Source organism: Streptomyces sp. NPDC050759 (genome assembly GCF_044456945.1).
Taxonomy (GTDB): domain Bacteria; phylum Actinomycetota; class Actinomycetes; order Streptomycetales; family Streptomycetaceae; genus Streptomyces.
Genome location: NZ_JBITGI010000001.1, coordinates 1,179,145 through 1,197,327, shown reverse-complemented (window position 1 = coordinate 1,197,327; position 18,183 = coordinate 1,179,145). Strand labels below are relative to the sequence as shown.

Genomic DNA, 18,183 nt, shown 5'->3' with positions numbered 1-18,183 from the left:
GGGTGGGGCAGCCGCGCTGAACCTACGGATTCCAGAACACCGTGGTGAAGGTGCGGTCGAAGCGCCGGGCGGCCAGGTCCGCGCGCTGGATCGACCAGTGGACGGTGGCGCCCTCCAGCCCGTCGATCCAGGGATTCCAGTCGGCGAGCAGCACCCAGTCCGCGGGGTCGCCCGACACCGGCTCGCCGCCGCCCCAACGCCCGGCTGCCGCCTCCTGCACCGCGCACCACACGGCCGTGCCGACGGGGTCGGTGTCGACGGCCTCCTGGTCGGCGTACCCGCCGAGCTGGAGCCGCCCCGAGGAGGCGATCTCGTCGTGGGTCTCCGCCCACACCGCGGCCAGTTCCTCGGAGCGCGGATGCCCGGGCAGCGGTACCCAGCGGGGCTCCTCGGGTATCTCGACCCAGTGGTGGTACGGCAGCGAGACGTCGACCGTCGCCCTGAGCGTCTCCTGCGGGAACTGCGCGAAGACCTCCTGGTACTCCTCGTCGTTCTCGAACCAGGCCCACCCCTCCTTGTCCCGCTCCTCCACGGCGGTCCCCGCCGGTACGTACACCGCGCTCCCCATGCTCTCCCGGTCACCGAAGTCCTCGGGATAGGCGAACAGCAACAGGTGGCCATCGGGCGGCAGGGGGAGATCCGTCGCGCCGGCGGGCAGGGCCGCGAGGTCGATGGACGCGACGAAGGGATGGAAGGGGTGCGGGACCCCCACGGGAAGCAGCAGCGGCCCCCCGAACCGCCCCACGACCGGCCCGGCCCCGCCCGCCGCCAGCGTCGCGCAGGGCCGGGCGGTGTCCATCCACCGCTCCACGTCCTCGACGGGGATCCCGCGCGCGAGCGCCTTGTCCCGGAAGGGCCGTAACCTGTCCCGCATTTCCTCAGGAGTCACAGGAGTCATGGAGAAACCGTAGAGGCGACCACTGACGCTCCCTCCACGAGGCCACGGAACCCGGCAAGATGCCTTCCGCAGCCCCACCAGGTTCACGGAAGGAGCCCGTGCAGCACGCCTGCCCAGCTGTCCAGTGCGGCGCGCAGGTCGGATCCGCTGGTCGCGGCGATGTTCAGGGCCGAGAGGGCCGACCTCAGAATTCCGCGGTTGCGCTGCTCCGGGGGAGCCTGTGCCGCCTGCGCCAGGTACTCGACGTTGTCGAGCAGGTCCCGGCGTCCGTCCTCGTCCAGTCCCGCCTGGGACAGCACCGCCTGCTCCAACGCCTTGAGCGCGTCGGCCACTTCGTGACCGCCTTGCCGTACGACACCGGCGATGGTCGAGTCGATGTTCGCGATCTGTGCGGCGAACTGGCCGCCGTAGATGGTGTTGCCGCTGATGTTCATCGAGACGCGGGGCTCCTGCCCGGACGCCTCCGCGTAGTCCGGCATCCGTTCTTGCACCTCTCTGAGGTAATCGAGGCCGAGGGACAGATAGGCACGGCTCAGGGCGCCCGGGTCGGCGACGAGGGGGCTGTCGCACTGGTGGAGGCCTCGGAGCAACGTGCTGAAGCCGACCGAAACCTCGCCCGAGAAGCCTGACAGGACCTTCCACGCGTCCGTCCACCAGTTCTTCACAGCGGGCACGCCGATGGCCGACGACGTCTCCAGGGCCTCGCCGGCCCCGATCTGTTCGGCGATGTCCTCGGCGAGCAGCCGGGCGAGTATCCCCTCGTTCACGCGCGCGTGGCGGGGCGGGTGGACCTGACCCGGAACGTCGAGGACGAGCTCGCAGACACGGAACTTCCGCCGGCAGCGCTGCTCGATGATGTCCAGGTAGGCGAGGACGGCCCGTGCGGGAGCGTTGAACTCCTCCTGTGTGGAGAACTCGCGGCGCCTGAACCACTCGGGATCGCGGATACCGTCCCAGGACATGAAGTTGAAGACCTCACCTCCGGAGGCGATGAGCCCGTAGCCGTTCTCGTCTTCGAGAGGCCATCCCAGATCCAGCGGGGTCTCGGAGTGGGTGACCACCCACTCACAGGCGTCGACGAGGGCCTTGCGGGCTTCGGGCTTGGTGCGACCCATGAACGTCAGCCCCCTGCCCACCCAGGGGGACAGGGTCGCGGCGACCTGCTTGGCTTTTCTGCCGCGCGCGGCCACCACCGGTTTCAGCTGTTCCTGCGCCCGGCGGGCCAACTCCGGTGCTGCCTGGTTCTGTTCGCGAATGATCCGTCTTGCCGTTCCCCCGTCCATGCCAGTGATGTTCCGTCAGGCGCGCCTCGGTGGCAAGACGGTCTCCGATGGCACCGTTGGGGCGCAGCCGCCTCATGGGACCGGGGACGACACGCTTCGTGGCACGGTGCTGTCGGTCTCCGTGCCTGCCGCCAGGCGCTGTTGGAGGCGTAGGTGGCGGAACTCGTAGGAGGCGCCGGACCGGCGGAGGACACCCCGTCGGTGCGCCTCGTCGAGGAAGGCCATGAGTCGCCACGGGGCCCGGCCGGTCAGAGCCAGCCAGATCCTCGCGGTTCCCGTCCGGCCCCAGGCGCTGAGCGCCGGTACGAAGGCGCCCATCGTCACCCACACTTCGGTGTGCATGGTGCCCAGCGTGCTGCCGCGCCCGGTCGCGGGGATCACCAGCAGACAGACCCCGCCCGCGAGGAGCGTGGCGAGCGCGCTGCGTGCGAGCGTGGCGGCGCGGTCGGTGCGCAGGGTGCTCAGAGGGCCCGCGGCGCGGATCGTGTCGGAGGGGGTGTTCAGGGCACGGTGGACGCCGGACGCGCAGCCGCCGATGGTGCCGATGAGCAGGCCGAAGCCGATGAAGGGCACCACAGCGTCGAGGATGACGGTCCCGACGGGACGGGACACGAGCCACACTTTGACGGGCTCCGGCAGGGCGAGCACCACGTTGTGGGCGTCGACGGGCTTTCCGCGCCAGGTGACCGTACGGCCGTCGCAGGAGACCACCCACCGGTCCTCCTCGTGACGGATCAGCAGCCTGCCCTCGACCGACGGGAGCTCCCCGTCCCGCGAGACGCGGGCCCCGTTCATCACGGCGAAGGGCTCATCGAGCCCCGCACGCGTCAGCACCATGACGGTCCTCGGCGTGGTGGAGCGGACGGAACGGTCGTCGCCGTCCGACAGGGGAACCCATCCCTTGGTCCCCGCGCCGTTCGGCCACGAGGGCGCCGAGTGGATCTCGACCGCGGCGAAGGCACCGGTGATGCCGCCGACGACAGCCCCGGCGGTGACGCCGATGAGCGTGCAGGCGACGAAGCCCCGCAGCAGTCCCCGCCGGAAGGCGCGCACCACGGCGGCCGGGCGGGTGTACCCGACCGCTGCCCGTTCACCGCGCCGCGGCACGGCCAGGTACAGCAGCGGCCCGGCCACCAGACAGATCACGGCCGGGAGCTCCTCGCCCGTGTATCCGAGGATCGCGAGGCCGACGAAGACGAGCAGGCCGCCCAGCGCGCGTACGGCCACAGGGCCGGTCGCGGTGCCCGCCCACGGCAGGCCCACTGGGAGCGGATGCCGGGGCAGCCCGGCGACGGCGATCATCATGCATTGGACCAGTCCCAGGCAGCATCCGTTGAGGAACCAGGAGGCACTCGGTGTGACGACGGCACCGAGGCGGGAGCCGACCAGTGGCGGCACGAGCACCCCCATGGCCAGTGCGACGGCCGAGGCTCCCGCGGTCATCGTCAGTGCTGTCCTCGCCAACCAGGGCCGCCCCTGAGGGGTAGCCGCCGTGGTGGGCAACAGGAAGGCCAGCCCGAAGCACAGTCCCAGAAGATCGCCCGCGAAGTTGAGCACGGTCGACATCTTGCTGTCCCAGTCGGCGACCACGCCTTTCCCGAACTTGGCCAGCGGCACCAGCAGCGCGGCCGTGGCGAGGACCGCCAGTACGGCGGGGCCCAGCACGCGCAGTGCCCTGGGCATCGCGGCGGGCAGCTCCCACCAGGCGAGCCGCCAGGTGCCGGTGGAGTCCGCGGGTGCCGGTTCGCGGGCGAGGCGACGGAGCCAGCGGTGCGCCGCCTCCGGGGGCCAGGGGGCCTCCGCGTCGGCGAAGGCCGCCGGTACGAAGGCATCCAGCAGATGCCTCTCGATGTGTTCCACCGTGGGGAAGCGCGCGGGGTCGGTGAGTTCGGTGGGGCTGCGGGACGTGTCCCCGTACACGGTGCGGGCCAGCGCCACCATCAGCGGGGAGCTCAGGGCCAGGGTCAGCGGTGTGGAGGGCGCGTCGAGGACCGGCGTCCAGACGGTGGCGCCGGTGCGGTTCGAGCGTGCGGTGCCCTCCAGATAGGTGCGCGCGGTGTCGAAGTCCAGCGGTCGCAGCCGTACGACCTCGGCTGCCGTCAGGACGTCGCTGCTGTGCGTGGCGTGGACCCAGGCTGCGGTACGGCAGGTGAGCAGGAGGGGCAGCCGCTCGTCCAGTTCGCGGTTCAGACGCCGCAGCGCGTCCCCGTGCACCGGCGCGGGGAGTTCGTCGAAACCGTCGAGCACGGGCACCAGCAGGCCGGCGTCCAGCAGTTCGCGGGCCAGTGTCCGCTCACCCCGGACGGCCGCCAGCGGTCGGTACTCGGCCGCCAGCCGCTCGGCCAGCCAGTCCCGCAGACCGGTGGACCGGGGATCCCAGCTCGCCAGCGGGAAGAGCACCGGGACGGGGTCGCCGGACTGCCGGGTGGCGAGAGCGCCCAGGACGAACCGCACGGCCAGCACGGTCTTGCCCGCGCCCGGCTTGCCGAGCACGACCAGCCGCCTTGAGGGGAGTTCCCGGAACGTCTCCACGATCCGGTCCGGCCGCTGGGCTCCGTCCCGTGGCGCGGGCAGGGGCAGCCCGCGCCGGATGTTCCGCTCGTGATCCGCGAGCGGCGGCCCCTGGCGGACCCAGTACACGCTCAGGGGCTCCGGATCCTGCAGCCGACGCAGCTGGGCCTCCGCCGTCCACTGGGCCGCCACCGCCTCGGCGAGTGCGTCTGCCGCCCGCTGCCGTCGCTCGGCGACAGGGGCGTCCGCCGCAGGCTCCCGCAGCAGGTCGGCCGCGAACGCGCAGACCGAGACGAGCGCGGAGACCGCCGAGATCCACATCGACGCCTCGTCGGCTTTACCCCGGCAGGCCAGGACGGCGGCCAGCGCGACCAAGGCCACGGCGACCACGCCCAGCCCGACGCGCCGCCAGGTCCGTGCCTCGTTGAGTGCTGCCCACATGGCCTGTGGCCCCTTCGTACCGCCGATCGACCGTCCCAGGGGAACGAGGCGCGGAGCGAGCCCGTATCGGCACCGCGGGAGGCGCACAGAAGCGTGACGGGGGCACTCGGCGGCTGGTCGGGGTGGAACGGGTCGCGCACGGCGGGACATGGCCGGGAAAAAATCCGGAGAGCCGTACAACCCTCCCCCCACCTCGCCGGTCGTACTCGGTGTCAGGACTCTTGGAGGGGGATCTGGGGGGATCGCGGGGGTTCTGATGGGGAGGGAAAAGCCGAGGGGGCCCGGTCGTCAGACCGGGCCCCCTCGAAACATGTGCGGCGGGGCGGCGTCAGAAGAAGACCCCGCACGTCAGCAGCACATTCGCATACGGCCGTGCCTCACCCGTGCGCACGACCAGCCGCGCGCCCGCCGACAGCTCCTTGAGCTTCTCGTGGGAGACCAGGTGCAGTGCGGGGAGCCGGGTGTCGAGCAGTTCCGCGGCCGCGGGATTGGCGCCCCGCACCTCCTCCGCCGCCGTCCCCCCTTCCACGACCAGCTCGGCGAGCAGCCCGTCGAGGACCTCCGCGAAGGACGGCACGCCCGCCCTGAAGGCCAGGTCGACCACGCGCGGCCCGTCGGGGATCGGCATACCGGCGTCACACACCAGCACCCCGTCCCCGTGGCCGAGCTCGGCGAGCGCGCCGGAGAGATGGCGGTTCAGTATCCCGGCCTTCTTCATACGGCGTCGACCTCCTCCGCCGTGGGGAAGGAGTCCTGCGCACCCTTCCGGGTCACCGCGACCGCCCCGACCCGGGACGCGTACGCGGCCGCCTCCGCCAGTGCGGCACCGGCCCCGAGCCGGAACGCCAGCGCCGCCGTGAAGGCGTCCCCCGCACCCGTCGTGTCCACGGCGTCCACCTTCACCGACGCCACCCGGGTCACGGCCCCGGAAGAGGAGGCCACCAGCGACCCCTGCGCGCCCAGCGTCACCACCACCGACCGGGGCCCCTTCGCGAGCAGCAGCCGCGCCCAGTCCTCCGGCGCGTCGCTCACGCACGCGTCCCCGAGGATCACCTTCGCCTCGTGCTCGTTGACGATCAGCGGATCACAGGCCGCGAGGACCTCGGTCGGCAGCGGCCGCGGCGGGGACGGGTTCAGCACGAACCGGCTGCCCGGCGCCAGATTCCGTACGACCTCCACGACCGTCTCCAGCGGGATCTCCAGCTGGGTCGACACCACGCGCGAGGCGTGGAAGAGGCTGACCGCGGCCCGTACGTCACCGGGGGTGAGCCGCCCGTTGGCGCCCGGCGACACCACGATGCTGTTGTCCCCCGACGGGTCGACGGTGATCAGCGCGACCCCCGTCGGCGCCCCGCCCACCAGCACGCCCACCGTGTCGACCCCGGCCGCCCGCAGCGAGTCCAGCAGCAGCCGCCCGTGACCGTCGTCGCCGACGCGGGCCAGCAACGCCGTACGCGCGCCCAACCGGGCGGCCGCGACCGCCTGGTTGGCGCCCTTGCCCCCCGGATGCACGGCCAGGTCCGAGCCGAGCACCGTCTCGCCGGCACCCGGCCGCCGCTCCACGCCGATCACCAGGTCGGCGTTGGCCGACCCCACGACCAGAAGGTCGTAGTCGTCCATGAATGACTCCCCTAGTCAGTGACGCGGGGCGGGCGGTCGAAGCGACCGCCCGCGCGTGCGCCGTCGTCAGCCCGTGAAACCGGCCACGTTCTCCTTCGTGACCACCTTCACCGGCACCTTGATCGTCTCCTCGACCTTCCTGCCCTGGAGAGCCTTGAGCGCGTTGTCCACCGCGATCTTGCCCAGCTGGGAAGGCTGTTGTGCCACAGATGCGTACAGCGTGCCGTCCTTCACCTCGTTCAGGCCGTCCGGCGTGCCGTCGAAGCCGACCACCGAGACCGACGTGCCGGCCTTGGAGCCCAGCGCCTTGATCGCGCCGAGCGCCATCTCGTCGTTGGCGGCGATGACACCCTGGACGTCCGGGTGGGCCTGGAGCAGGTTCGACATCACGTCGAGCCCCTTGGTGCGGTCGAAGTCGGCGGGCTGCTGCGCGACGACCTGGATGCCCGGGTACGCCTTGAGGCCCTGTGCGAAACCCTGCGCGCGCTCGCGGGCGGCCGACGTGCCCGCCTGGCCCTGCAGGATCACGATCTTGCCGTTGCCGCCGAGCTTCTCGCCGATGGTCTTGGCGGCGAGCTCACCGCCGGCGACGTTGTCGGAGGCGACCAGCGCGTCCGTGTTCGCGTTGTTGACGCCCCGGTCGACCGCGATGACCGGGATCTTCGCCTTGTCGGCGGCCTTCACCGAGTTGCTCGCCGCGTCCGAGTCCACCGGGTTGACGATGATCGCGCCGAGGCTCGAACTGGTGAAGTTCTGCAGTTGGTTGGCCTGCTGGGAGGCGTCGTTCTGGGCGTCCGTGACGGTCAGGTCCAGGCCCAGCCTCTTCGCCTCGGCTTGGGCGCCGGACCGGATCTGCACGAAGAAGGGGTTGTTGAGGGTCGACAGCGACAGACCCACCTTCGGGTTCGTCGTCGAGGACGAGCCGTTGTGCAGGAAGGAGGTCGCGCCGACGATCGCCACGGTGACCACGGCCGCGAGACCGTACGTCGCCGTCTGGCGCCGCTTGCCGCCCTGCGAGGCACCGGTCACCGGGGTCGCCCCGGCCTTGCGGCGCAGGGTGTCCAGGAGCACGGCCAGCGCGATGACGACACCGATGACGACCTGCTGCCAGAACGCGGACACGTTCAGCAGGTTGAGGCCGTTGCGCAGCACCGCCAGGATCAGCGCGCCGATCAGTGTCCCGGACGCCTTTCCGGTGCCACCGGCCAGCGAGGCACCGCCGATGACGACCGCGGCGATCGCGTCCAGCTCGTAACCGTCGGCGGCCTGCGGCTGCGCGGACGACAGCCGGGCGGCGAGCACGACACCCGCGACGGCGGCGAACACACCGGACAGCGCGTAGATGGCGAGCTTCTGCTTCTTCACCCGGAGGCCGGACAGGCGGGCCGCCTCCTCGTTGCCGCCGATCGCGTACATCGAGCGGCCGATGTACGTCCGTCCGAGCACGAAGGCCGCGAGGAGCCCCATGACGACCATGACGAGCACGGGCACCGGCAGCCAGCCGCCGAGCGTGTCACCGAGGTGCGAGACCGAGTCGGGGAAGGCGATCGGGGAGCCCTCGGAGATCACCAGCGACAGACCGCGGGCCACCGAGAGCATCGCCAAGGTCGCGATGAACGGGGGGAGTTTGCCGTACGCGATCAGGAAGCCGTTGACGAGACCGGCCGCTATGCCGGTCACGACGGCCAGCAGGACCGCTATGAGGACCGGCACCCCGTGCGAGGTCGCGCTCCAGGCGAGGACGGTGGCCGACAGGGCCGCCACCGAGCCGACCGACAGGTCGATGCCCGCCGAGACGATCACGAAGGTCACACCGAAGGCGAGGATGGCGGTCACGGCCGCCTGGACACCGACGTTGAGCAGGTTGTCGGTGGTGAGGAAGTCGCCCGACAGCGCCGACATGGCGATGAGGAGGACGATCAGCGCGGTCAGCGCGCCGTTGTCGAGGAGGAGACGGCGCAGGCCACCCGCGCTCGCCCCGCTCTTGAGCGTGTCAGTGGCCACGGGGGGCCTCCTTGTCGGTCTTTACGGTGTTCGTGCTGACGGCGAGTGCCATCACGGAGTCCTGCGTGGCCTCGTCGGCGGCGAGTTCGCCGGCGATCCGGCCCTGGGCCATCACCAGCACCCGGTCGCTCATGCCGAGCACCTCGGGCAGATCGCTGGAGATCATGAGGACGGCGGCACCGGCCGCGGTGAGTTCGTTGATGAGCTGGTAGATCTCGACCTTGGCGCCGACGTCGATCCCGCGCGTGGGCTCGTCGAGGATCAGCACCTTGGTGTCGGCGAGCAGCCACTTGCCGATGACGACCTTCTGCTGGTTGCCGCCGGAGAGCGTCCGGACGTGCTGGTGCAGGCCCGCCATCCGCACCCCGAGCTGCTCGGCGATCCGCGCGGCGGCCTCCCGCTGCCCCTTGAGGTCGACGAGCCCCGCGCGCGTGGCGGCCCGCATGGTCACCAGGCCCAGGTTCTCCTCGACCGACTGGTCGAGCACGAGACCCTGGCCCTTGCGGTCCTCGGGGACCAGACCGATCCCGGCCGCCATGGCGGCGCCCACGTCATGTCCCTTGAGGGGCGCCCCGGAGACCTGCACGGCCCCGTTGTCGTAGGGGTCCGCGCCGAACACGGCCCGCACCACCTCGGTACGGCCCGCTCCGACCAGCCCGGCGATGCCGACGACCTCTCCGGCGTGCACCTCGAAGCCGATGTCGTGGAAGACGCCGTCGCGGGTGAGCCCCTCGACCTTCAGAAGGGCCGCTCCGGTGTCGCCGCGCTCACGCGGGTACTGCTGCTCGATCGACCGCCCCACCATCAGACGTACGAGCTCGTCCTCGGGCGTGGAGGCGGGCACCTGCCCGACCGACCTCCCGTCCCGGATGACCGTGACCCGGTCGCCCAGGGCGGCGATCTCCTCCAGATGATGGGTGATGAAGACGATCCCGACCCCGTCCTCGCGCAGCGTGCGCACGATCGCGAAGAGCTTGTCGACCTCCTCGGAGGTGAGCACGGCCGTCGGCTCGTCCATGATCAGTACGCGCGCGTTCAGGCTCAGCGCCTTGGCGATCTCGACCATCTGGAGCCGGGCGATGCCGAGTTCACGCACACGCGCGCGTGGCGACACGTTGACCCCGACGCGCTTTAGCAGCACCTCGGCGTCGGCCTCCATCGTCCTGCGGTCGATCATCCCGAAGCGGCGCGGCTGCCTGCCCAGGAAGATGTTCTCGGCGACCGTCAGATCGGGGACGAGGTTGAACTCCTGGTAGATGGTGGCGATCCCCAGCCGCTCGGCGTCCTGCGCCCCGCGGATGTGCACCGGATGGCCGTCCACCAGCACGCGGCCCGCGTCGGGGTGGTAGGCGCCCGACAGCATCTTGATCAGCGTGCTCTTGCCGGCGCCGTTCTCGCCGAGCAGTACATGCACCTCGCCCCGGCGCAGGTCGAAGTCGACGCCGTCGAGCGCGACCACGCCGGGGAAGGACTTCCGTATGCCCTCGATGCGCAGCAACTCGTCCTCGTTGCTCACGGCTCGCTCCTGTTCGTTACGGGGTTCACTGCGACGTTCTTCGGGGAGGGCTCGCCGCAGGAACGGCGAACGACGAGACGGGCGGGGAGGGTGACCGACTCGGGGGGCCGCCCCTCGATGCGGTCGACGAGCGCGCGCACCGCGGCCCGCCCCAGCTCGCCCGTGGGCTGGGAGATCGCGGTGATCGGCGGATCGGTGTGCACGAACCACGGGATGTCGTCGAACGCGGCCAGGGCGATGTCCTCGGGTACGCGCAGCCCACGCGCGCGTACGGCGTCCAGCGCGCCGAGCGCCATCAGGTTGTCGGCCGCGAAGACGACCTCGGGCGGCTCGGGCAAGTCGAGGAAGCCCTCGGTGACCCGCCGCCCGCTCTCGGCCTGGAAGTCGCCCTGCCCTATGTAGGCGTCGGGCAGATCGAGGCCGTACGCCTGGAGGGCCTCCCGGAAGGCCGCGACCCGCTCCTGGCCGGTGGTGGTCGCCGCCGGGCCCGCGATGATGGCGAGCCTGCGGTGCCCCAGCCCGTGCAGATGGGCGACGAGATCGCGTACGGCGGCCCGCCCGTCGGACCGGACGACCGGCACGGCCACGCCCGGCATCCACCGGTCCACGAAGACCATCGGCGTCCCCGCGCGCACGGCGTCCAGCATCAGCGGGGAACCGCCGTCGGTGGGGGAGACCAGGAGTCCGTCGATCCGCCGGTCGAGGAGGTTCCGCACGTGATGGTCCTGGAGGTCGGGCCGCTCGTCGGCGTTGCCGATGATCACGCTGTACCCCAGCGCGCGGGCCTCCTCCTCGACGGAGCGGGCCAGCTCGGTGAAGTAGGGGTTCATCACGTCGCTGATGACCAGGCCGAGGGTGTGGGTCTGGTCGGTGCGCAGAGAGCGGGCGACGGCGTTCGGGCGGTAGCCCAGCGTCTCCACGGCGGCCAGCACGCGCGTGCGTGCGTCCGCGCTGACCGACGGATGGTCGTTCAGGACCCGCGACACCGTGGCGACGGAGACCCCCGCCTCGGCAGCGACATCCTTGATGCTCGCCATCGCCGCTCCACCTCCTCGTGGAACCTGTGGAATCGATTACACGACCCCTTGTAGGGAGGATTGGAATCGATTACACGGCGGTTGGCAAGACCCCGAGACCGGATCGTGATCTCCCTGTGCCCGAACGACCTGACCGGGCGCTGTCGGTGCCGGGCGGTACCGTCGGATCATGTCCAATCAGGCGGGGGCCTCCACGGGTGAACGACGACTGGCCGTACTCGAAGGCGTGCTGGAGCGGATCACGTACGCCAACGAGGACAACGGCTATACGGTCGCCCGCGTCGACACCGGCAGGGGCGGCGGTGACCTCCTCACCGTCGTCGGCGCGCTGCTCGGCGCCCAGGTGGGGGAGTCCCTGCGGATGGAGGGGCGTTGGGGCTCCCATCCGCAGTACGGCAAGCAGTTCACCGTCGAGAACTACACGACCGTCCTGCCGGCCACCGTCCAGGGCATCCGCCGCTATCTGGGCTCCGGGCTCGTCAAGGGCATCGGGCCCGTCTTCGCCGACCGCATCACCCAGCACTTCGGGCTGGACACCCTCCAGGTCATCGAGGAGGAGCCCAAGCGCCTCATCGAGGTCCCCGGTCTCGGGCCCAAGCGCACCAAGAAGATCGCCGACGCCTGGGAGGAGCAGAAGGCGATCAAGGAGGTCATGCTCTTCCTCCAGAGCGTCGAGGTGTCCACCTCCGTCGCCGTGCGCATCTACAAGAAGTACGGCGACGCCTCGATCTCGGTCGTGAAGAACCAGCCCTACCGGCTCGCCTCCGACGTCTGGGGCATCGGCTTCCTCACCGCCGACAAGATCGCCCAGTCCGTCGGCATCCCCCACGACAGCCCGGAGCGCGTCAAGGCGGGCCTGCAGTACGCCCTTTCGCAGTCCGCCGACCAGGGGCACTGCTACCTCCCCGAGGAACAGCTGATCGCCGACGCGGTGAAACTGCTCCAGGTCGACACCGGCCTGGTCATCGAGTGCCTCGCCCAACTCGCCCTGCCCGACGAGGACTCCGGCGAGCCAGGTGTCGTACGGGAGAAGGTGCCCGGCTCGGAGCCCGGATCCGAGCCCGTCACCGCCATCTACCTCGTCCCCTTCCACCGCGCCGAACTCTCCCTCTCCGCCCAGGTGCTGCGGCTCCTGCGGACCGGCCAGGACCGCATGCCGGCCTTCCACGACGTGGCCTGGGACAAGGCGCTGGGCTGGCTGAAGTCCCGTACCGGAGTGGAGCTCGCGCCCGAGCAGGAGGCCGCCGTCAAGCTCACGCTGACCCAGAAGGTCGCCGTCCTCACCGGCGGCCCCGGCTGCGGCAAGTCCTTCACCGTCCGCTCGATCGTGGAGCTGGCCCGCGCCAAGAAGGCCAAGGTCGTCCTCGCGGCCCCGACCGGCCGAGCCGCCAAGCGCCTCGCCGAACTCACCGGTGCCGACGCCTCCACCGTCCACCGCCTGCTGGAGCTGAAGCCCGGCGGCGACGCGGCCTACGACAAGGACCGCCCGCTCGACGCCGACCTGGTGGTGGTCGACGAGGCCTCCATGCTGGACCTGCTGCTCGCCAACAAGCTGGTGAAGGCCGTACCTCCGGGCGCGCACCTGCTGTTCGTCGGGGACGTCGACCAACTGCCCAGCGTCGGTGCGGGGGAGGTCCTGCGGGATCTGCTCGCCGACGGCGGCCCGGTCCCCGCGGTGCGCCTCACGCGCGTGTTCCGGCAGGCCCAGCAGTCCGGTGTGGTGACCAACGCCCACCGGATCAACGCCGGGCAGCATCCCGTCACCGACGGCATGAAGGACTTCTTCCTCTTCGTCGAGGACGACACGGAGGAGGTCGGCCGGCTCACGGTGGATGTGGCGGCCCGTCGGATTCCGGCCAAATTCGGCCTCGACCCGCGCCGGGACGTCCAGGTGCTCGCCCCCATGCACCGAGGCCCCGCGGGCGCCGGCACGCTCAACGGTCTGCTCCAGCAGGCCATCACCCCGGCCCGTCCCGACCTCGCGGAGAAGCGGTTCGGCGGCCGGGTCTTCAGGGTCGGCGACAAGGTCACCCAGATTCGCAACAATTACGAGAAGGGCGCCAACGGTGTCTTCAACGGCACCGTGGGCGTGGTCACCTCGCTCGACCCGGTCGACCAGCGCCTCACCGTGCTGACGGACGAGGACGAGGAGGTGCCGTACGAGTTCGACGAACTGGACGAACTGGCCCACGCGTACGCGGTGACCATCCACCGTTCACAGGGCAGCGAGTATCCCGCCGTGGTGATCCCGGTCACCACCAGCGCCTGGATGATGCTGCAGCGGAACCTGCTGTACACGGCGGTCACGCGGGCGAAGAAGCTGGTCGTCCTCGTCGGTTCGCGCAAGGCGATCGGTCAGGCGGTGCGCACCGTCTCGGCGGGGCGGCGCTGCACGGCGCTCGACTTCCGGCTCTCGGGCCCGTGACGAGCGTCAATGGTGAGACAACACAAAAAATGATCGATCAAATGAGTCACGTGGGTCACAGAGCCCTTCCGGAAGCGGTTGCGGACGGGCAGGATGAACAAGTTGGCGGCACTCAGTGCCGCCGATACGCCCAACGGCCGACCCCGAGTGCACTCTCCTGCGCCAAATGGGGGATGGTAGAGACAGTCAGGGCAACCTCGAAGAAGAGGCACAACGTCGGTGAGGGATGACGTGAGCGACAACTCTGTAGTACTGCGGTACGGCGACGGCGAGTACACCTACCCGGTGATCGACAGCACCGTCGGCGACAAGGGCTTCGACATCGGGAAGCTCCGCGCCCAGACCGGTCTGGTCACCCTGGACAGCGGCTACGGGAACACCGCCGCCTATAAATCCGCCATCACCTATCTCGACGGTGAGGCGGGCATCCTCCGGTACCGCGGCTACCCGATCGAGCAGCTGGCCGAGCGCTCCACCTTCCTGGAGGTGGCCTACCTGCTGATCAACGGTGAGCTGCCGACCGTCGACGAGCTCGCCACGTTCAAGAACGAGATCACGCAGCACACCCTGCTGCACGAGGACGTCAAGAACTTCTACCGTGGCTTCCCGCGCGACGCCCACCCGATGGCCATGCTGTCGTCGGTCGTCTCCGCGCTGTCCACGTTCTACCAGGACAGCCACAACCCCTTCGACGAGAAGCAGCGCAACCTCTCGACGATCCGGCTCCTCGCCAAGCTTCCGACGATCGCGGCGTACGCGTACAAGAAGTCGATCGGTCACCCGTTCGTCTACCCGCGCAACGACCTCGGTTACGTCGAGAACTTCCTCCGTATGACCTTCTCGGTCCCGGCGCAGGAGTACGAGCCCGACCCCACCGTCGTGGCCGCGCTGGACAAGCTGCTCATCCTGCACGCCGACCACGAGCAGAACTGTTCGACCTCCACGGTCCGCCTCGTCGGCTCGTCCCAGGCGAACATGTTCGCGTCGATCTCCGCCGGCATCAACGCCCTGTGGGGCCCGCTGCACGGCGGTGCCAACCAGTCCGTGCTGGAGATGCTCGAGGGCATCCAGGCCAGCGGCGGCGATGTCGACTCCTTCATCCGCAAGGTGAAGAACAAGGAGGACGGCGTCCGCCTGATGGGCTTCGGCCACCGGGTCTACAAGAACTTCGACCCCCGCGCGAAGATCATCAAGGCGGCCGCGCACGACGTCCTCTCGGCCCTCGGCAAGTCCGACGAGCTGCTGGACATCGCGCTCAAGCTGGAGGAGCACGCGCTCTCCGACGACTACTTCGTCTCGCGCAGCCTCTACCCGAACGTGGACTTCTACACCGGCCTGATCTACCGCGCCATGGGCTTCCCGACCGAGATGTTCACGGTCCTGTTCGCCCTCGGCCGCCTTCCGGGCTGGATCGCCCAGTGGCACGAGATGATCAAGGAGCCCGGCTCCCGCATCGGCCGCCCGCGCCAGATCTACACGGGCGTGGTCGAGCGCGACTTCGTCCCGGTCGAGCAGCGCTGACACCAGGTCGATCGGGGGGCTGGCCGCCGGGTTCCGGGTGACTGGTCCGGCTCAAGGGACGCGGGGAACTGCGCGACCAGCCCCCCACCGGCCAGGCAGCCGGAAACAGCCTGAACTCCCCCGAGCCCCCGGTTCAATCCGCGAAGCTTCAATCCGCGTAGCGCAAAGCGGAAGGCGCCCTGGCGACGGTCCCCCCACGGGCCGGCGTCCAGGGCGCCTTCCCATGTCCCGGTGCGGATTCCCCCCACGGGATCCGGCCGGGCGTCTGAGAGACCAGCGCCTGAAATCGCTGTCTTTCCGGTACTGCTGGTACTGCTGTTGAGCAGAACGAGCAAAACTCCTCGTACTACTCCTGTGTGCGGTCTGCCGGGACAGCGCACGGTCGGGAGGGCCGCTCAAAGCTTCCCTAAGTGCGTGCCCCGGCAACGCAGCTCCGAGGAAGTCCCCCAAGACATCCTCAGATGCCAGTCAACGCCCCCCAAGACGCTGCCTGACATCGCCAACTTAGACCGTTGAACCCCTTCGATGGTTACGTTCACATCACTGTGATCTGCGTCTCTTGCAAATGTCCGTTAGATACGCAAGAGCCCGGATACGGCGAACGAGACCCAAGCGTAAGGACGATGCGCGAGTCTTGTGAAGAGCTTATGTGAGCGTGGCCCCGGACTCCAGAGGGGTCCGTCAAAAGGAATCCTCAACGAAAGTCACGCAGCCGCAGGCTGTCGGTCACCACGAACACCGGGGAGAACACCATCGCCGCCCCGGCGATCATCGGGTCCAGCGGCCCGCCAGGGTGCCCGCGAGCCGCAGTGATGTGCGGCTCCGCACCTCCTGTTGGGGCGTTCTCAGGCCCGTCCGGCAAGCTCGAACCCGGCCTCGTCCACAGCGGCGCGTACCGCCTCCTCGTCCAGCGGCGCGGAGGAGACGACCGTCACCTCCCCGCTGGAGGCGACCGCCTTCACCGAGCTGACCCCGTCGATCTCGGAGATCTCCCCGGAGACGGCGCCCTCGCAGTGTCCGCAGCTCATCCCGCTCACCTTGTAGACGGCGGTGACGGAGCCGGCGGTGTCGGTGTGAGTGGTCATGTCGTTCTCCTGATGACTCATGAGAGGTGTGCACGGTTTATGGTGAGCAACCTATACCCCTAGGGGGTATATCGCAAAGAGGTGAGGTCGGACTGATGCGGCTCCGCCGCGGGGCGCGACGGGCCACGATGTACCGGTAGCGGAAAACGGCGAGGGGACGGCAGATGCGAGCGGTGATCTTCGAACGGTACGGCGAACGTCCGGAGGTACGGGACGTCCCCGATCCCCACCCGTCGGACCACGGCGTCATCGTCCGAGTGGAAGCCACGGGCCTCTGCAGAAGCGACTGGCACGGCTGGCAGGGGCACGACCCGGACATCGCCCTCCCTCACGTACCGGGCCATGAACTCGCCGGCGTCGTGGAAGCCGTCGGCCCTCGCGTGAGCGTCTGGCACCCCGGTGACCGGGTGACCGTCCCCTTCGTCTGCGCCTGCGGCACCTGCGCGTCCTGCGCCGCCGGTGACCACCAGATCTGCGAGCACCAGACACAGCCCGGCTTCACCCACTGGGGCTCCTTCGCCCAGTACGTGGCGCTGGACCACGCGGAGGTGAACCTCGTGGCCGTGCCGCAGGACATGTCCTTCACCACCGCCGCGTCCCTGGGCTGCCGTTTCGCCACGGCGTTCAGGGCGGTCGTGCAGCAGGGCGGGGTCACCGCGGGGGAGTGGGTCGCGGTGCACGGCTGCGGCGGCGTGGGCCTGTCCGCGGTGATGATCGCGGCGGCTTCCGGAGCCCGCGTGGTGGCCGTGGACGTGTCTCCCCAGGCCCTGGCTCTGGCGAGGAAGTTCGGCGCGGCCGAGTGCGTGGACGCGACGGGCACGAAGGACACCGCGGCGGCGATCCGTGACCTGACCGGCGGCGGGGCCCATGTGTCCCTGGACGCCCTCGGCTCACCCGCCACCTGCGCGGCCTCCGTCAACTCCCTGCGCCGCCGCGGCCGGCACCTCCAGGTCGGCCTGCTGCCCTCGCCGGACGGCACGACCCCGGTGCCCATGGCCCGTGCGATCGCCCTGGAGCTCGAACTCCTCGGCAGTCACGGCATGGCCGCCCACACCTACCCGCCGATGCTGGAACTGGTCCGGGCGGGCGTACTGCGACCGGATCTGCTGGTCACGTCCACGATCACCCTGGACGCGGTCCCGGACGCCCTGGCCGCGATGGGCACGGCACCCGGAGCGGGGGTGACGGTCATCGAGCCGTGGAGCTGAGGGCGGCCCACTCGCGGTCGAGGATGCCCATGATCACCCAGTCCACCCACTCACCGTCCCGCAGGTCGGCCTCCCGCCGCACACCCTCGACCACGAATCCGGCCTTCTCGTAGACCCGCAGGGCACGGGCGTTGTAGCCGTAGGCCTCCAACTCGATCCGGTGCAGGCCGAGGTGCTCGAAGCCGTGGCCGACGATCAGGCGGGTGGCCTCGGTGCCGAGGCCGCGGCCACGTCCCCGGGGGCCGATGAGGGTGCGGAAGGTGCAACTGCGGGCGATGCTGTCCCACTCGTACAGGACGACCTCACCCACGAGTTCGCCGGTGGCGCGGTCGGTGACGGCGAGGTCGAGACGGTCGGGCTGCTCGGAGCGGGTGCCGTACCAGGACCGCAGCCGCTCCAGGGTGAGTTCGCCGGAGGGAGCACCGGTGAAGCGGACGACCTCGGGATCCTCGATGATCTCCGCCATGACCTCGGCATCCGCCTCCGTGAACGGCCGCAGAACGGTCCTGTCGCCGGTCAGCACGGGTTTGACGGAGAAGTCGCTCACGAGCCGACTGTGCCAGACGTCGACTCGCCCTGCCCCGGGATTTTCGGCGGGCGGGCACAGGACGACTGCGGCGTCCCGGGTGCCGCC

13 protein-coding genes and 1 pseudogene are annotated in these 18,183 nt (G+C 70.2%); 3 read left to right on the top strand and 11 right to left on the bottom strand.

From position 1 onward, the window contains the following. Window positions 1–22 precede the first annotated feature (22 nt). From ACIBJB_RS05295 to ACIBJB_RS05260, 8 genes are all read right to left on the bottom strand, one after another. Window positions 23–898 (bottom strand): DUF1963 domain-containing protein, encoded by an 876-nt coding sequence (locus ACIBJB_RS05295; RefSeq protein WP_398926648.1) that lies wholly within the window; start codon window positions 896–898, stop codon window positions 23–25. An 83-nt stretch (window positions 899–981) separates the two neighbouring features. Next, window positions 982–2,181 (bottom strand): hypothetical protein, encoded by a 1,200-nt coding sequence (locus tag ACIBJB_RS05290; protein ID WP_398926646.1) that lies wholly within the window; start codon window positions 2,179–2,181, stop codon window positions 982–984. Between the two features lie 72 nt (window positions 2,182–2,253). Then, window positions 2,254–5,133, bottom strand: coding sequence for an NACHT domain-containing protein (locus ACIBJB_RS05285; RefSeq protein ID WP_398926645.1), 2,880 nt, complete (start codon window positions 5,131–5,133; stop codon window positions 2,254–2,256). 328 nt (window positions 5,134–5,461) lie between these two features. Beyond that, window positions 5,462–5,851, bottom strand: coding sequence for a D-ribose pyranase (gene rbsD, locus ACIBJB_RS05280; protein ID WP_398926643.1), 390 nt, complete (start codon window positions 5,849–5,851; stop codon window positions 5,462–5,464). Next, entirely contained in the window at window positions 5,848–6,753 is a 906-nt protein-coding gene (locus tag ACIBJB_RS05275; RefSeq protein ID WP_398926641.1) for a ribokinase, read from the bottom strand. The genes rbsD and ACIBJB_RS05275 overlap by 4 nt, the downstream gene beginning before the upstream one ends. A 66-nt stretch (window positions 6,754–6,819) precedes the next feature. Next, window positions 6,820–8,757 (bottom strand): substrate-binding domain-containing protein, encoded by a 1,938-nt coding sequence (locus ACIBJB_RS05270; RefSeq protein WP_398926639.1) that lies wholly within the window; start codon window positions 8,755–8,757, stop codon window positions 6,820–6,822. Continuing rightward, complete coding sequence (locus ACIBJB_RS05265; protein ID WP_398926637.1) at window positions 8,747–10,273, bottom strand: sugar ABC transporter ATP-binding protein; 1,527 nt, start codon at window positions 10,271–10,273, stop codon at window positions 8,747–8,749. Before ACIBJB_RS05265 ends, ACIBJB_RS05270 begins: the two co-directional genes overlap by 11 nt. Further along, the gene (locus ACIBJB_RS05260; RefSeq protein WP_398926635.1) at window positions 10,270–11,310 is read right to left on the bottom strand and encodes a LacI family DNA-binding transcriptional regulator; all 1,041 of its coding nucleotides are present in this window, start codon (window positions 11,308–11,310) and stop codon (window positions 10,270–10,272) included. The genes ACIBJB_RS05265 and ACIBJB_RS05260 overlap by 4 nt, the downstream gene beginning before the upstream one ends. Before the next feature lie 169 nt (window positions 11,311–11,479). Here ACIBJB_RS05260 and ACIBJB_RS05255 point away from each other — a divergent pair, with 169 nt between their 5' ends. Together ACIBJB_RS05255 and ACIBJB_RS05250 are read left to right on the top strand one after the other, a co-directional pair. Further along, on the top strand, window positions 11,480–13,735 hold the full coding sequence (locus ACIBJB_RS05255) for an ATP-dependent RecD-like DNA helicase (protein ID WP_398926633.1): 2,256 nt from the start codon (window positions 11,480–11,482) through the stop codon (window positions 13,733–13,735). Window positions 13,736–13,966: 231 nt separating this feature from the next. Then, window positions 13,967–15,256, top strand: coding sequence for a citrate synthase (locus ACIBJB_RS05250; RefSeq protein WP_398926631.1), 1,290 nt, complete (start codon window positions 13,967–13,969; stop codon window positions 15,254–15,256). Between the two features lie 694 nt (window positions 15,257–15,950). Here the strand turns inward: ACIBJB_RS05250 and ACIBJB_RS05245 are convergent. Together ACIBJB_RS05245 and ACIBJB_RS05240 are read right to left on the bottom strand one after the other, a co-directional pair. After that, a pseudogene (locus ACIBJB_RS05245) lies at window positions 15,951–16,043 on the bottom strand (haloacid dehalogenase); the annotation flags it as partial. Window positions 16,044–16,101: 58 nt separating this feature from the next. After that, a complete protein-coding gene (locus tag ACIBJB_RS05240) occupies window positions 16,102–16,341 on the bottom strand; it encodes a heavy-metal-associated domain-containing protein (RefSeq protein WP_398926629.1) in 240 nt (79 codons plus the stop codon). A gap of 164 nt (window positions 16,342–16,505) precedes the next feature. On the opposite strand from ACIBJB_RS05240, the gene ACIBJB_RS05235 reads away from it, so the two are divergent. Continuing rightward, on the top strand, window positions 16,506–17,549 hold the full coding sequence (locus ACIBJB_RS05235; protein ID WP_398926627.1) for a zinc-dependent alcohol dehydrogenase family protein: 1,044 nt from the start codon (window positions 16,506–16,508) through the stop codon (window positions 17,547–17,549). On the opposite strand, the gene ACIBJB_RS05230 is transcribed toward ACIBJB_RS05235, so the two are convergent. Beyond that, entirely contained in the window at window positions 17,530–18,096 is a 567-nt protein-coding gene (locus ACIBJB_RS05230; protein WP_398926625.1) for a GNAT family N-acetyltransferase, read from the bottom strand. The two genes, ACIBJB_RS05235 and ACIBJB_RS05230, sit on opposite strands and share 20 nt — an antisense overlap. Between the last annotated feature and the right edge of the window lie 87 nt (window positions 18,097–18,183).

Bases quoted from the DNA above. Each gene is read 5' to 3' on its own strand.
- ACIBJB_RS05235 (WP_398926627.1), top strand. From the start codon at position 16,506: ATGCGAGCGGTGATCTTCGAACGGTACGGCGAACGTCCGGAGGTACGG.
- ACIBJB_RS05255 (WP_398926633.1), top strand. From the start codon at position 11,480: ATGTCCAATCAGGCGGGGGCCTCCACGGGTGAACGACGACTGGCCGTA.
- ACIBJB_RS05290 (WP_398926646.1), bottom strand. From the start codon at position 2,181: ATGGACGGGGGAACGGCAAGACGGATCATTCGCGAACAGAACCAGGCA.
- ACIBJB_RS05240 (WP_398926629.1), bottom strand. From the start codon at position 16,341: ATGACCACTCACACCGACACCGCCGGCTCCGTCACCGCCGTCTACAAG.
- rbsD (WP_398926643.1), bottom strand. From the start codon at position 5,851: ATGAAGAAGGCCGGGATACTGAACCGCCATCTCTCCGGCGCGCTCGCC.
- ACIBJB_RS05295 (WP_398926648.1), bottom strand. From the start codon at position 898: ATGACTCCTGTGACTCCTGAGGAAATGCGGGACAGGTTACGGCCCTTC.
- ACIBJB_RS05285 (WP_398926645.1), bottom strand. From the start codon at position 5,133: ATGTGGGCAGCACTCAACGAGGCACGGACCTGGCGGCGCGTCGGGCTG.
- ACIBJB_RS05260 (WP_398926635.1), bottom strand. From the start codon at position 11,310: ATGGCGAGCATCAAGGATGTCGCTGCCGAGGCGGGGGTCTCCGTCGCC.
- ACIBJB_RS05275 (WP_398926641.1), bottom strand. From the start codon at position 6,753: ATGGACGACTACGACCTTCTGGTCGTGGGGTCGGCCAACGCCGACCTG.